The sequence below is a fragment of the Bradyrhizobium genosp. P genome, from assembly GCF_049949265.1.
GTDB lineage: Bacteria > Pseudomonadota > Alphaproteobacteria > Rhizobiales > Xanthobacteraceae > Bradyrhizobium.
The window spans coordinates 5134319-5148535 of the sequence record NZ_CP188195.1 but is presented as its reverse complement, the minus strand read 5'-3'; the positions used below and the strand labels follow the sequence as shown (position 1 = coordinate 5148535).

Sequence of the window (14217 nt, the reverse complement as noted above, 5' to 3'; positions counted from 1 at the left end):
CGTTGCGAGGCGTATAGCGGACCGATGTCCCAACCGACCGAATCCGACCCAGGCGTGATCACCGAAGAAGTCGCGGAATGCCCGCATTGCGGCAAGCCGCTGCCGCTGTGCATCTGCGACAGCGTCACGCCGATCGAGAGCCGCATCTCGCTGCTGATCCTGCAACATCCGCAAGAGCAGGACAGGGGACTTGGCACCGCGCGGCTGACCGCACGGCATTTCAAGAACGCCGTGGTCAGGATCGGCCTGTCATGGCCCAGCCTGGCAAAGGCGCTCGGTCGGCCAGTGGCCGATCCCTCGCGCTGGGCCGTGCTCTATCTCGGGTCTGCCAAGGTCGAGGACCTCGAGACCGATGCCGAGATCGTCGCCATCAACCGCAAGGGGGAAGTCGAGCCCGGGCAGCGCGCCATCCTCGGCGATATCCAGGGCATCGTGCTGCTCGACGGCACCTGGAGCCAGGCCAAGGCGCTGTGGTGGCGCAATGCCTGGATGCTGAAGTGCCAGCGGGTGATTCTCGGTCCCAAACGTCCCTCGCGCTATGGCAATCTGCGCCGGGAACCGCGGCGCGACGGCCTGTCCACGATCGAGGCGGCGGCGATGCTGCTGGCAGGGATCGAGAGGCGGCCGGATATCGCGGAAACGCTGATTGCCAGCTTTGAGCGGATGCTGGCGAGATTTCGGGAGATTCAGGCGAAAATGCCGGAACTGGCGCCGAAACCGAAGAAGAAGGATTACCGCCGGCGCCGGAAGGGCTAAGCCTCCGGCTTGGTTGCCTATCGGGGAGAGGCCGTATATGAGTGCGGCCCGTGGGGCCACGTGGCGGAGTGGTTACGCAACGGTCTGCAAAACCGTGTACACCAGTTCAATTCTGGTCGTGGCCTCCACTTGTCTCATCAACGGTTTGCGGCCAATCGATGAGAAGCTGCCTTAGCAGGCGGCATACCAGCCTTCAGGAAACGGGACCAGCGGCCAAGGCGCGCGATTGTCGTTCGCAGCGCGCGGCGGTGGCTGGATTCGGGGCTGGGGCTGGGCCAAAAATACCTCCTCGGAAATGGGCGCAACGGCCGTTCGCACGGCGTCCAACAACAGATCAAATTCGACTTCGCTCATCGCGCTCTCCGGGGTTCGAGAGCGCATGGTTGCAAAACTGTCTTGTGGGTGGATTGAACCGATCGTTCGAATTTTAGCTAAAGAGCGCCGACGCCCGGCCCAGGTTAATGAATTGCTGCTGACCCCATTCGGAATTTACGTCCGGCTGACCGGACTTCGTGTGAGAAAAATCACATTCTACAAAAAACGGTTCGCGTAATTCCCTGACGTGCCGCACTCGCGGCCAGCATCGCAACGATTTTAGGGAGACGTGACCATGAAGCAAAGCTTCGAGCAGATATCGTCGATCGAGCGTCATGCCCGTCGCGCATCCGCTCTCGGCCTTCTGCTGACGTTGTTCGCAAGCGGGGCGGCGTTGGCTGAGCCGGGCACCCCCGAGCAGCGCAAGGCGTGCACGCCGGATGTCTATCGCCTCTGCGCCGGCGAAATCCCCAACGTCCGCGCCATCACCGCCTGCCTTCGCCGGCAGAAGGCGAATTTGAGCCCGGCCTGCGCGGCGCTGTTCGAGCAGTGATGATGGCTTGCCCGGAGATTGGCCGGCGTTGCGAATGAATCTTGGGCAGGCCTGCCCAATTCGCAGGCCCCGCTGATCCAATTTTTTGTACGTCCCGGGACAAGCTTTCCCGACGCGGTTCCTCGTAGCCTTTCCCTCGGGTTTTGGAACATGGCCCTCGCCATGACAGATTCGAAGGAGCTGCCAACATGCAGAAATCGCTTTGTGAGGAAGCACGACGCTCGTCACGTTCAGTGCGCTTGACCGTTTTGGGCGCAATCGTCGCCGCCGGGCTTCTGACGCCGGTCGCCGCGCAAGCTGCGCCTGCCGGATGCGCCGCCTTGCAGGCGAAATATCCGGACTGGAAAGGCAAGATGCTGGTCAATGCCATCAACCCGCATACACCAGGCTATGAAGCGATCGATCCGAAGGATCCCAGCAAATATGTCGGCTTCGATATCGATCTCGGCGAGGAGATCGGCGAATGCCTCGGCTTCAAGCTGACCTACAAGGCGGTGACCTTCGCAGCGCTGCTCACCACGCTGGCGAGCGGGCAGGCCGACATCGTCATCTCGGACATCTATGCCACCGAAGAGCGGGCCAAGGCGGCCGATTTCATCACCTATTCGAAGGTGTTCGACGGTGTGCTGGTCGCCAAGGGCAATCCGAAGGGCATCAACGGCATCAATCTGTCGCTGTGCGGCGCCGCGGCCGCCGAGAACACCGGCTTCGTCGAGGTCCCGCTGGTGCAGGCGCTGATTCCCCAGTGCAAGGCCGCCGGCAAGCCGGAGCCGACGCTGCAGCTCTATGACAACAACGCTAATTGCATCCAGGCTATCCTCGCCGGCCGCGCCGACACCTATGTCAACGACGTCAACACGGTCGATAACGCCGTGAAGGCCTATCCCGACAAGCTCGAAAAGGCGATCGCGGTCACGATTCCCTATTCGGTCGGCGTCGCCGTGCCGAAGGACAAGCCGAAATTCCGTGAGGCCGTGATGGCCGTGATGATGGAGATCTACAAGTCCGGCGACCAGGCGGCACTGCTCAAGAAGTGGGAGCTCGATCCCAATAACCTCAAGGAACCGGGCCTTCTGATGGTCAATTGATGTCGCTGTTCGCTCACTACCTTAGTCTGCCGTATCTGCTCGAGGGTATCGAGGTCACGCTTCAGGTGACCGCGCTCGGGCTGTGCGGCGGACTGATCCTCGGATTGATTCTCGCGTGGATGCAGCTCAGCCGCTTTTGGCTATTGGCAGCGTTCGCACGGGGCTACACCGTGATCTTCCGTGGGACACCGCTGATCCTGCAGATGGTGTTCGCCTACGATGCGCTGCCGCACATCGGCATCAAGCTGCCGGCGATTCTCGCGGCCGGTCTCGCGCTTGCCTGCAATGAAGCTCCCTTCATCGCCGAGATGCTGCGCGCGGGCGTGCTCGGCGTCGATCGCGGGCAGCTCGCCGCCGGGCAGGCGCTCGGTATGACGCCGTCTGTGCTGATGCGGCGGGTGATCGCCCCGCAGGCGATCCGCACCATGATCCCGGCCTTCGGCAACGAGACCGTCAGTGCGCTGAAGAATTCTTCGCTCGCATCCGTGATCGCGGTGCAGGAATTGACCCTGCGCAGCACCCAGCTTGCATCCTCGACCTTCGATTTCTTCTCGATCTTCTTTGCCTCGGGCCTGCTGTATCTCGTGCTGACGGGCGCGGTGAGTGTGATCCAGCTTGCGTTGGAGCGGCGGCTCGATCTTGACCGTACCTCGCGCGAGCGCAAGCTCGCCGACTATCTGCCCTGGCGTCGTGTTGACGTCGCCAGCAAGCTCGAACTGGCCGAGAAAAACGCGCCGGCCGTCGATGTCGGCGTCGCGATGCAGCCGGATATCCCGCTGCCGCCGGCGCGAGCCTTGACGCGAGAGGATCGCGCCCGGCGCGCCGCCACCATTGCGCGCAACAACGTCGCGGTCGAAGTCAGCGGGCTCGCCAAGCGCTATGGCACACAGGCCGTGCTCGCCGGCCTCGACATGACGGTACGGGTCGGCGAGGTCGTGGCCCTGCTCGGGCCGAGCGGCTCCGGAAAGAGCACGCTGCTTCGCTGCATCAACCATCTCGAGGATTGGGACGCCGGCACGGTTCGTGTCGGTGGCCGCCGCCTTGGCTTCTCGGAACACGGCAAGGCGCTGTCGCCGCGCGCGGTGGCCAATGAGCGCGCCAGCGTCGGCGTCGGGATGGTGTTCCAGCAGTTCAATCTGTTCAGCCATTTGACGGCCAGGGAGAACGTTGCGGGCCCGCTGCGCTGGGTGCATGGCATGACCCGGGTCGACGCCGACCGCCGGGCGCGCGAGCTGCTCGACCGCGTTGGCCTGAGCCATCGCGCGGATGCGCTGCCGCGCCATCTGTCCGGCGGCCAGCAGCAGCGGGTCGCGATTGCACGCGCGCTCGCGCCAAATCCGAGCGTGCTGCTGCTGGACGAACCGACGTCTGCGCTCGACCCCGAACTCGTCAACGAGGTGCTCGAAGTGATCCGGCGGCTCGCTGTCGACGATGGGCTCACCATGATCATCTCGACCCACCAGATCCGTTTCGCCGACGAGGTGGCTGACCGAGTCGCCTTCCTCAATGGCGGCGCCATCCTGGAGGAAGGACCGGCGCACGAGGTGCTGTCCAACCCGCGCAACCCCGTTACGGCGCGTTTCCTCAGCATGATGGACGCCGAGAAAACGGCGGAGACAGTGAGATGAATTCGACAGGCTACGACCAGATATTCCGATCGATCGAAGAGGCTCTTGCATGAAGCACTTCAACCTGCCGGTTTCGCCGGCGACCGTTCACTGGGGCTATTTCAGCAAGAAGGTCCAGCCTGCGCTGACGCTGCGCACGGGCGACCGCGCCACGATCGAAACGCTGACCCATCACGCCAACGACGATTACGAGCGCATGATCGCTGATGATCCGGGCGCCGAAAGCGTGTTTCACTGGACGCGTGAGCACAAGGCCGTCGCGCGGCGCGGCTCCGGCCCGACCGAGGGGCCGTTCATCCGCGGCTCCGGCGAAGGCATCGGCGTGCACTTGCTGACCGGTCCGGTCGCGATCGAGAATGCCGAACCGGGCGATGTCCTCGAAGTGCGCATCCTCGACATCAGGCCACGGCCGAGTTGCAGCGCGTGCCACGCCGGCCGCTGCTTCGGCTCCAATGTCGCGGCGAACTGGGGCTTTCACTACCACGACCTGATCGAGGAACCGAAGCCGCGCGAGGTCGTCACCATCTTCGAGCTCGATACATCGGGCGAACCGTTCGCCAAGGCCGTCTATAACTACGTCTGGACGCCGCAGACCGATCCCGATGGCATCGTGCATGCGAGCATCGATTATCCCGGCGTGCGGGTCGATCACGGAACGATCCGCAAGCGCGAGAATATCCTGACCGGCGTCAAGGTTCCGGCGCGGCTGCATTTCGGCACCATGGGCCTGGCGCCGTCGGAAGCGGATTTCGTCAGCTCGATCCCACCGAGTTACACCGGCGGCAACATCGACGACTGGCGGATCGGGAAGGGCGCGCGGATGTATTATCCGGTTGCCGTTCCCGGGGCGTTTTTCTCGGTCGGCGACCCCCATGCCGCCCAGGGCGACAGTGAGCTCGGCGGTACCGCGATCGAGACCTCGCTGACCGGAGATTTCGAGTTTGTCCTGCACAAGAAGAACGATCTCGGTGGCACCAGCCTCGAAGGGCTGACCCACCCGATGCTCGAAACCGAGCAGGCCTGGTCGGTGTACGGATTCACCTATCCGAACTATCTCGCCGAACTCGGTGCGAACGCACAGACCGAGATCGCCAGCCATTCGAGCCTCGACCGCGCCATGCGCGACGCGTTCCGCAAGCTGCGCAGGTTCCTGATGACGGTCCATCGCCTGAGCGAGGATGAGGCGATCTCCTTGATGTCGGTGGGCGCTGATTTCGGCGTCACCCAAGTCGTGGATGCCAATTGGGGCGTCCACGGCACGATCCGGAAAAAAGTATTCAGATGTGACTAAGACATTGAATCACGTCCTGTTTTGACTGCCGCGTTTGGCGTCGATTTGACGCCGCCGATTTGGACGGAGGAACAGGCTTGTCTGGCACGCGGGTTGCTTCGATCGGTCCCGATTGGGGCGATGCGATGAACTTCCGTCCGTTCACGAGCGAATCCTATGCACGGGACGACCGTCCGGAGGCGTGGCGGGACGTGCTGGGCGCGGTCGGCCTGCAACCGGACTTGGCAGGGACTTCCTACGACGGTCATGCCACCGCCTTGCACCGCGGTGCGCCCGGGATTGCGCTGACCCGGATTGCCGCAGGGTCGCAGACCGTCGCTCCATTGCCGCAAGTCGCCGACGGCTTGCCGATCGCGCTGCTGCCCATCGACGACGGCGTCATCCTGCGGCATGGCGGCAGCCACCGCATCGTGCCGGTCGGACATCTCCTGCTGTTGCCCAGATGCGGGGATTGCAGCGTCGTGTTTCAGCGCGACATGCGGGCCATCGTGCTGTCGGTGACGCCGGAAGCGCTGCACGGCCGGATCCCCGGCAAGCTGCGGTTTGGCGAGGCGCGCGTGGTCGCGCCGGGTGGGCTGGCGGACATCTTCTCACGCATGCTGGATGCCACTGCACGCACGCTGGAGATGCTCAGCGACGTCGAGTGGGCAACGGTTGCGCAGGCGATGGCCGATCTGCTGCTGACCATCGCGCATCAACTCGCGGGTGCCGCTCCCGACGCGCGCCATACCGCGTCGCAGGCCGCGATTCTGCACAGGATTTGCCAAGCCATCGAACGCCGGCTCGACGATCCCGATCTTGCACCGGCCAGCGTCGCGCAAGCCGAAGGCATTTCCGAACGCTACTTACAAAAACTGTTCGAAGGTGTCGGCGACAATTTCACCCATTATGTTCGCGAGCGCCGGTTGCAGCGCGCCTGGGCCGACCTGTCCAATCCGGCAGAAGCGCACCAGTCGATTTCCGAGATTGCCTATCGCTACGGCTTCGCCGATTCCGCGCATTTCAGCCGCACGTTTCGTCACCGCTTCGGCCTGCCGCCCCGCGAATTCCGGCAGCAGGAGGCCGAGCGCGCAGCGCCGGCCTCGACGCCGGCGGGACAACGCGGTTGGCCGCTGGATGCACTCGCGCAATTGCGCGTGCATCAGCCGGCGGCCACCGCGAAGCGGACAGCGCTGGTTTCCAGGACTGATGCTGCTAACGATGCCGGTTACGCCGCACAAACCCACCATTACATCGCGATCGAAGCGTCGCGGGTGCATTGGGGTTATTTCAGCCGGACGCTCTCGCCGCAGGCCGAGATCGGTTCTGGCGATACGGTCACGATCGAGACACTGACGCAGCATGCCTCTGATGATCCGGACCGGATGATATCAGGCGATCCCGGTGCCGAAAGCGTCTTCGGCTGGACCGGTGAGCGGAAGAACGTCGATCGGCGCGGCGCAGGGCCGATGGATGCATCGGTGTTCGGGCGTGGCGCGGGCGAGGGGTTCGGGGTGCACATTTGCACAGGCCCGATCGCGGTCAAGGATGCGCAACCCGGCGACGTCCTCGAGGTGCGTATCCTCGACATCGTGCCGCGGCCAAGCCGCAATCCACAGTTTGAGGGCCGCGTGTTCGGCTCCGGCGTCGCGGCTTGGTGGGGTTATCACTACAACGAATTCCTCGCCGGTCCGAAGCCGCGGGAGGTTGTGACGATCTACGAGATATTTGCCGGCGCCGATCTCGATCAGGATGCCGCACCGCATGCCCGTGCGCTCTATTCCTATCGCTGGGAGCCGCAGATCGACCCGTTTGGCGTGGTGCACACCACCTATGATTATCCCGGCGTTCCCGTCGCGACGGGCAGCGTCAAGCGCCGCCATGCGGTGCTTGACGGTATCCGTATTCCGCTGCGGCCGCATTTCGGCGTGATCGCGGTGGCGCCGCGCGAGGTCGATTTCGTCGAACTCGGTGCCGCCGTCCTACTTTGGCGGCAATCTCGACAATTGGCGGCTCGGCAAGGGCTCGGCCGTCTATCTACCCGTGTCGGTGCCGGGCGCGCTGCTCTCGGTCGGCGATCCCCATGCGGCGCAGGGCGACGGCGAACTCAGCGGCACCGCGATCGAATGCTCGATGACGGGGACGTTCCAGGTGATCCTGCACAAGAAAGCCAATCACACCGGGCAGCCCTTTGCCGACCTCAGCTATCCCCTGATCGAGACCGAGACAGATTGGGTGCTGACCGGGTTCAGCCATCCGAACTATCTCGCCGAGTTCGGGGCGAAGGGGCAGAGTGAGGTCTATACAACGTCCTCGCTCGATCTCGCGATGAAGGATGCGTTCCGGAAGATGCGCCGCTTCCTGATGAGCGTCAGAGGACTGAGCGAGGATGAGGCGATCGCACTGATGTCCGCGGCGGTCGACTTCGGCGTCACCCAGGTGGTCGATGGCAATTGGGGCGTGCATGCTATCCTGAGCAAACGGCTGTTCAGCGGCGGCTGATCGCATAAAGCGGAGATCGATAGTGAAATTCCACATGATTGCAGGCGGGCCAAAACCCGTCGCGCCCTTCAGCCATGCCGTGGAGACGGACGGTTTCGTGTTTGTGACCGGTCAGATGCCGGATACGCCGTCGGCACCGGGCGTGCTGCCGGAGGGGATCGTCGCCCAGACCAGGGCCGTGATGGAGAATTTGCGTGTCGTGCTCGCGGGCCTCGATCTCGGCCTCGAGCACATCGTGATGTCGCGGATCTATCTGACGCGTTTCAAGGAAGATTATGCCGCGATGAACGAGACCTACCGGGCGTTCTTCCCACCGGATCGCCTGCCGGCGCGAACCTGCATCGGCGTCACCGGGCTCGCCTATGACGCGCTGATCGAGATCGATCTGGTGTGCCGGAGGCCGTGACGGTCTCCCGCCGCTCTGCGGCCGACTGCCAGCAGGATTTCATGACGTCGCGCGGCGGAGAATCATCGCGCCGTTTCTCATAGTCCGCCGCAACGTAAATGGCCGGGCAGGCCGGTTGCCCCACCGATTTGCGCCCAAAATCCTGCAAGCCATTGCGCCGCGGCGGCTTTCCGCTCCCTGTTAAGTTGGGCTGGAGGCGCCATTTGGTTCTTTGCAAGGCAGGAAGGCTTTGTTATACGCTGCCCGCGCGAACAGATGTTTCGCCTATTCCTCGGTAGCTCAGCGGTAGAGCATTCGACTGTTAATCGAATGGTCGCTGGTTCGAATCCAGCCCGGGGAGCCAATTGGCTTGCCTTAAAGAATTGATTTTATTGCGCTTTTTCAAAACACGAAAAACGCTTCCCCGCTTTGTCTCCCCGCTTTGCACGCACTCCAATTGCCTTGAGCGAGGGGATGCCTTGGCGTGAATTGATGGAGGCTTGGGCGCAATATCTGGGTGCCGGAAAAATGAATCTACCAGATGTACGGGTTTTGGGTTGCGGTATGGTCAATATGTGGTATGGTTCACACCATGGCGACTTGTGCGATTCGTGGGCGCACCCGTGGCAGCCTGACCGGCGCCTTGTCGGTCATCGGCCCCGAGCCGAGGTAATAGCGAGCACGACTGGCCCGATGGGCAGCAGGTGCCACGCGCCGAATAGCGCAATTAATCCCAGAAGCTCACATTATGAATCCGTCCTCAAGCGAGCCATGCCTCGTCTCGATGAAGACCGCATGCGCGCTCACTTCGCTGTCGCGCACGATGCTGAACAGATACCGCAGCGAGGGGCGCTTTCCCGAGGCTGTCCCGCTCGGAGACCGACGAGTTGCATTCGTTAAATCTGAAGTCAGTGAATGGATCTCCGCGCGCATCGCTGCGCGTGGCGCCAACGATAACGCCAAGGCGGCGGTAGCCGCCTAACACTCCCGCACGACTGGCCTTTGCCAGGTGGCACCGCGCCAGAGGGCGCAACCCCAAACATATTTTCGTTGCTGCGCGCTTTAGTGCTCGGGCAGAAAAATATTACTACTAGGTACCACTTCAACTGCGGAGGACAACGTGACCGTAGGACAGCAGATCGTTGCAGATTTTAAGCGGCGCTATCAGCCATACGATCCGCCGAGAGATCGCGTGATCGTCCGCGAGGAGCGCGTGTTCTACGCGACAGACGGCGAGCGCGTGATCTGCGGAATCACGCGGCGCTGTGAAGAGAGGATTTACGAATGAGGATCTTGACCGTCCGTCCGGCACCGCCTGGCGGCAGCACACTGGCGCATGTCGACATTGAGCTAATCGACGGTGCCAAACTATTCGGGATCCGCGTCTCTCAGGCTGGTGACGGAACATATCGCGCGTTCGGCCAAAATTCAGACCGTGGCCGAACATGCTCGTTCTCGCCGGCAATAGTCGCGCAGATTGCCGAGGCAACTATTTCCCAACTCAAATTGACGAGCCATCGCACCAATGCACCAATGACTGTACTCGCGACTAAGACCGTTGACACGACCACCAATGGCAACCCGTTCACGGTTGGAGACCGTGTAGAGCATCCGCAATTCGGGCTCGCGACAGTGCGCGAAGTTATAGGCGAGCGGATTTGCTCTGACTACGACGATGGCCAGCAGCACGGCCCGGTGATGCACACATTCCTGTCGCCCGTCGCAGCCAACGACAACGCGACCGGCGATGGCCGCCCCAAGACAACGATCTTGAAGCTGATGGGTGCAAATACCCTTCCGCAACTCGAATTCGTGTACGGGAAAACCCGAGTCAGGAAATACATCTCGACTCTGTTTGCTCCGGGCGGTGGTGGTAAGTCATTGTTGCTTGTTGCTGAAGCTTTGGACATGGTGACCGGCCGAGATCTACTGGGTGTCGGGCACAAGAAGAAAATTCGAGTTTGGTATATAAACACCGAGGATCCGCCAGACCTTATCCAGCGCCAATTTGAGACCGCCGCAGCATTGCACCGCATTACTAATGATGATGTCGGTGACCGGCTCATGTGGTCGAGTGGCCGCGAGTTTAACTTTGTAGTTGCGACGGAAGATAAAAGGACTGGCTTCCGGATAAATCATCCCGTGGTCGAGGGGATCGCTCAGGTAGGTGGAGAATTCCAGCCCGACGCTATTATTATCGACCCTTTCGTCTCGACCCACGGGGTAAGCGAGAACGACAACGGGGCGATCCAGCAAGTTGCAACTCTCTGGGTTACGATAGCCGACAAGCTGAATTGCGCGATTGATCTCGCGCACCACGTTGTGAAGTCTGACGGCCCAGTCACCGCGAATTCAGGCCGTGGTGGGGGTGCCTTAAAGGACAAGGCGCGTATCGTGCGCGTTATCAATCCGCTGACCGAAGAGCAGGCCAAGAGGTGGAATATCCCAGAGTTATTGCGTCGCGAGTATTTTAACGCGGTGATCGACAAGGGGAATTTATCCAAGGTCGGCGCGGGCGCCTGGTATCACATCGAAAACGTGCCTCTGGGGAACGGCGACGGCCCGTTCAGGCCTCAGGAATTTGCGCCTGCCGTCAAGCGGTGGATGGCTCCAGACGCGTCTCCTGAGGAGCGTGCGGAGATGGCCCTTGCCGGGATCGAGCAGTGGCAGATTGACGCCATCCTGGTCGGCATCAGGAATCGAGAGTGTCGGTACAATTACCAGTCGACGAACTGGGCTGGGAATGAGATCGCCAACGTTCTCGAGATCGGTCTGGACGACGGCAAGAGGATGACGGCCGAGAGGACGCGCGTCCAGGCAATTCTCGACGCCCTGATTGCGCTCGGCCGGCTGGTAAAGATCTCCCGCATAGACCATTTAAAACGAAAGCCATTTGAGCACGTTGAGGTTGCAATTTAAAAAATCATCGCCTCCGAAATTTCAATTTGCGCAACCCTGCGCAACCTTGCGCAACCCCCCTTGTAAGTAGTTGCGCGCGCTACGTGCTCAACCTCTACCACCCCCCCCTTTAGGGTCCCTAAAGGGCAGGGGAATCGCATGTGCGTGCCTGCAAGTAGTTGCCAAATCGGAAGAAAAGGATTCTGAGGATAGCTCCTGATCTTGAGGGAGCAGCCGATGCAGAGATTTGCGGAATGCTTTTCGGAGTTGCCCGACCCGCGGGCCGACAACGCGCTGCATGACCTGACCGAGATATTGTTCCTCGCGCTGATGGCGACGCTGTGCGGGGCGACGAGTTGCACCGACATGGCGCTGTTTGCCCGGATGAAGGCCTATCTTTGGCAGGATGTGCTGGAGCTTAAGAACGGTCTGCCGAGCCACGACACATTCAGTCGGGTGTTCCGGATGCTTGACCCGAAGGCGTTTGAGGTCGCGTTTCGGCGCTTCATGAAGGCCTTTGCGCAAGGCGCGAAGATCAAGCGGCCACGCGGGGTGATCGCGCTCGACGGCAAAGCGTTGCGGCGCGGCTACGAACGCGGCAAGAGCCACATGCCGCCGGTGATGGTGACCGCCTGGGCGGCGCAGACGCGCATGGCGCTCGCCAATGTGCTGGCGCCGAACAACAACGAAGCCGATGGCGCCCTGCAGTTGCTTGCGCTTCTGCAGCTCAAGGGCTGCGTGGTCACAGCCGACGCCCTGCATTGCCACCGCGCGATGGCCAAGGCGATCGTGGAACGGGGCGGCGACTACGTGCTGGCGGTGAAGGCGAACCAGCCTACTCTGTTGGAGGATGCCAAAGCCGCAATCCGCGCCGCCAAACGCAAGGGCAAGACCTCGCTCACCACCAAAGACGCTGAACATGGACGCAACGAAAAGCGTGTTGCTCTCGTTGCACCGGCTCCCGACATGGCCAGGAAGCACGACTTTCCAGGCCTCAAAGCTGTTGCCCGCATCACCAGCAAGCGGGGCCAGGACGACACGGTCGAGCGCTACTTCCTGATGAGCCGCCCCTATATGCTGATTCCGCTCGATGTCGCCCACCATTCCGGAATGATGTCGCCCACCGTTCCGATTTGATCTCGCCCGCCATTCCGAGATGATCTCGCCCACCATTCCGGGATGATGTCGCCCGGGGGTGACGAGGCCTCTTCTGGCTCCGCTACGGTCCCGCCTTTCGGCTTTGCGAAGGGGACCTGGATGCCGACGGAGAGGTTTGCGATGCGCCATGTGCGCGATGTGATCAGATTGAAGTCGGCCGGGATGCCGACCCGTGAGATTGCGCGGCGGTTGGGAACGGCGCCGTCGACGGTGCGTTTGACGATCCGCCGGTTCGAGGCGGCGGGCTTGACCTGGCCGTTGAGCGATGACCTGACGGATCCTGTCCTGGAGGCCCGGCTGTTCGCGGGGGGCGGCGCCGGTTCTGGCACCCGGCGGGGCCATCGCCGGCAATCCGAGCCGGACTGGGCGGCGGTGCACCGCGAGCTGCGGCGCAAGCACGTGACGCTGTCGATCCTGTGGGAGGAGTACATCGCGGGCGAACCCGGCGGGTATCGCTATTCGCGTTTCTGCGAACTCTACCGCACCTGGGAAGGCCGGCTGTCGGTCACGATGCGCCAGTCGCATGCAGCCGGCGACAAGCTGTTCGTCGACTATGCCGGCGACGGCGTGCCGGTCGTGATCGACCGGCTGACCGGCGAGCGGCGCACCGCGCAAATTTTCGTCGCGGTGCTCGGCGCATCGAGCTTCACCTACGCGCAGGCGACCTGGACGCAGGGGCTCGCCGACTGGATCGGCGGCCACGTCGGCGCCTTCGAGGCGATCGGTGGCGTGCCGGCGCTGCTGGTGCCGGACAACACCAAAACCGCAGTGATCAAGGCCTGCCTCTACGATCCGCAGATCAACCGCAGCTACGCCGACATGGCGGCGCATTACGGCATCGCCATTCTGCCGGCCAGACCGCGACGGCCGAGGGACAAGGCGAAGGTCGAGCAGGCGGTCCTCATGGTCGAGCGCTGGCTGCTTGGGCGGCTGCGCCACCGCATCTTCCACAGCCTCGCCGAGGTCAACGCGGCGATCGCCGAACTGCTCATACGGCTCAACGAGGAGCGGCCGATCCGACGGCTCGGCATCACCCGCCGCAAGCTGTTGGAGGAGATCGACCGGCCCGCGCTAAAGGCCTTGCCGCAGAGCCCTTACGTGTTCGCCGAGTGGCGGATCTGCCGGGTCAGCATCGATTATCACGTCGAGGTCGAGGCGCATTACTACAGCGTTCCGCATCGCTTCGTCCGCGTCGAGGTCGAGGTTCGCTTCACCGCCCGCACCGTCGAGATTTTCCACAAGGGCGAGCGGATCGCCGCGCATCAGCGCATGAGCGGCAACCACAAGCATACGACCGTGCCGGAGCACATGGCCTCCAGTCATCGGCGCTACGCCGGCTGGACCATCGAGCGTATCCGCAAGGACGCAGCCTCGATCGGGCCGGCCACCGCCGCGCTCTGCGACCTGATCCTCGACGAGCGCGCGCATCCGGAACAGGGTTTCCGCGCCTGTCTCGGCATCATCCGGCTTGCCCGATCCTACGGGCACGAGCGGCTCGATGCCGCCGCCGCGCGGGCGATCGACATCGGCGCACGCACCTACGGCTCGGTCAAGTCGATCCTCGCCAACAATCTCGATCGGCGTCCTTCACCCAAGCGCTCCGCGGACGACGCGCCGATCCTTCATCCCAACATCCGCGGGCCGCGCTACTACAACTAGGAGAT

The 14217-nt window shown here is 62.6% G+C and carries 11 protein-coding genes, 2 tRNA genes and 2 pseudogenes; 14 read left to right on the top strand and 1 reads right to left on the bottom strand.

Annotation, left to right across the window (positions count from 1 at the left end; all coding sequences use genetic code 11):
- Positions 1-24 precede the first annotated feature (24 nt).
- Positions 25-756: a tRNA-uridine aminocarboxypropyltransferase gene (locus tag ACP2YO_RS24960; protein ID WP_426433829.1), complete on the top strand. Its 732-nt coding sequence runs from the start codon at positions 25-27 to the stop codon at positions 754-756.
- 54 nt (positions 757-810) lie between these two features.
- Positions 811-884 (top strand) — tRNA-Cys (locus ACP2YO_RS24955).
- A gap of 43 nt (positions 885-927) precedes the next feature.
- On the opposite strand, the gene ACP2YO_RS24950 is transcribed toward ACP2YO_RS24955, so the two are convergent.
- Positions 928-1110, bottom strand: a complete 183-nt coding sequence (locus ACP2YO_RS24950) for a hypothetical protein (RefSeq protein ID WP_426433827.1) — start codon at positions 1108-1110, stop codon at positions 928-930.
- Between the two features lie 256 nt (positions 1111-1366).
- On the opposite strand from ACP2YO_RS24950, the gene ACP2YO_RS24945 reads away from it, so the two are divergent.
- The 12 genes and pseudogenes from ACP2YO_RS24945 to istA all read left to right on the top strand — a co-directional run bounded on the left by ACP2YO_RS24945 (position 1367) and on the right by istA (position 14212).
- A complete protein-coding gene (locus ACP2YO_RS24945) occupies positions 1367-1624 on the top strand; it encodes a hypothetical protein (RefSeq protein WP_426433825.1) in 258 nt (85 codons plus the stop codon).
- 188 nt (positions 1625-1812) lie between these two features.
- Positions 1813-2712, top strand: coding sequence for an ABC transporter substrate-binding protein (locus ACP2YO_RS24940; protein WP_426433823.1), 900 nt, complete (start codon positions 1813-1815; stop codon positions 2710-2712).
- Positions 2712-4340, top strand: coding sequence for an amino acid ABC transporter permease/ATP-binding protein (locus ACP2YO_RS24935; protein ID WP_426433821.1), 1629 nt, complete (start codon positions 2712-2714; stop codon positions 4338-4340). Before ACP2YO_RS24940 ends, ACP2YO_RS24935 begins: the two co-directional genes overlap by 1 nt.
- Positions 4341-4389: 49 nt before the next feature.
- On the top strand, positions 4390-5631 hold the full coding sequence (locus ACP2YO_RS24930; protein WP_426433819.1) for an acetamidase/formamidase family protein: 1242 nt from the start codon (positions 4390-4392) through the stop codon (positions 5629-5631).
- A gap of 125 nt (positions 5632-5756) precedes the next feature.
- A pseudogene (locus ACP2YO_RS24925) lies at positions 5757-8112 on the top strand (acetamidase/formamidase family protein).
- A gap of 22 nt (positions 8113-8134) precedes the next feature.
- Complete coding sequence (locus ACP2YO_RS24920; protein WP_426433817.1) at positions 8135-8518, top strand: RidA family protein; 384 nt, start codon at positions 8135-8137, stop codon at positions 8516-8518.
- Between the two features lie 268 nt (positions 8519-8786).
- Positions 8787-8861 (top strand) — tRNA-Asn (locus ACP2YO_RS24915).
- 384 nt (positions 8862-9245) lie between these two features.
- Positions 9246-9479 (top strand): helix-turn-helix transcriptional regulator, encoded by a 234-nt coding sequence (locus ACP2YO_RS24910; RefSeq protein WP_426433815.1) that lies wholly within the window; start codon positions 9246-9248, stop codon positions 9477-9479.
- A 138-nt stretch (positions 9480-9617) separates the two neighbouring features.
- The gene (locus ACP2YO_RS24905; protein WP_426433813.1) at positions 9618-9785 is read left to right on the top strand and encodes a hypothetical protein; all 168 of its coding nucleotides are present in this window, start codon (positions 9618-9620) and stop codon (positions 9783-9785) included.
- Positions 9782-11416, top strand: coding sequence for an AAA family ATPase (locus ACP2YO_RS24900; protein WP_426433811.1), 1635 nt, complete (start codon positions 9782-9784; stop codon positions 11414-11416). The genes ACP2YO_RS24905 and ACP2YO_RS24900 overlap by 4 nt, the downstream gene beginning before the upstream one ends.
- A 216-nt stretch (positions 11417-11632) precedes the next feature.
- Positions 11633-12469, top strand: a pseudogene (locus ACP2YO_RS24895) (ISAs1 family transposase); the annotation flags it as partial.
- A 204-nt stretch (positions 12470-12673) separates the two neighbouring features.
- A complete protein-coding gene (gene istA / locus ACP2YO_RS24890) occupies positions 12674-14212 on the top strand; it encodes an IS21 family transposase (protein ID WP_426443134.1) in 1539 nt (512 codons plus the stop codon).
- Positions 14213-14217 lie beyond the last annotated feature (5 nt).

Coding starts and splice junctions, on each gene's coding strand:
- ACP2YO_RS24945 (WP_426433825.1), top strand. CDS start 1,367: ATGAAGCAAAGCTTCGAGCAGATATCGTCGATCGAGCGTCATGCCCGT.
- ACP2YO_RS24900 (WP_426433811.1), top strand. CDS start 9,782: ATGAGGATCTTGACCGTCCGTCCGGCACCGCCTGGCGGCAGCACACTG.
- ACP2YO_RS24935 (WP_426433821.1), top strand. CDS start 2,712: ATGTCGCTGTTCGCTCACTACCTTAGTCTGCCGTATCTGCTCGAGGGT.
- ACP2YO_RS24930 (WP_426433819.1), top strand. CDS start 4,390: ATGAAGCACTTCAACCTGCCGGTTTCGCCGGCGACCGTTCACTGGGGC.
- ACP2YO_RS24950 (WP_426433827.1), bottom strand. CDS start 1,110: ATGAGCGAAGTCGAATTTGATCTGTTGTTGGACGCCGTGCGAACGGCC.
- ACP2YO_RS24940 (WP_426433823.1), top strand. CDS start 1,813: ATGCAGAAATCGCTTTGTGAGGAAGCACGACGCTCGTCACGTTCAGTG.
- ACP2YO_RS24910 (WP_426433815.1), top strand. CDS start 9,246: ATGAATCCGTCCTCAAGCGAGCCATGCCTCGTCTCGATGAAGACCGCA.
- istA (WP_426443134.1), top strand. CDS start 12,674: ATGCGCCATGTGCGCGATGTGATCAGATTGAAGTCGGCCGGGATGCCG.
- ACP2YO_RS24960 (WP_426433829.1), top strand. CDS start 25: ATGTCCCAACCGACCGAATCCGACCCAGGCGTGATCACCGAAGAAGTC.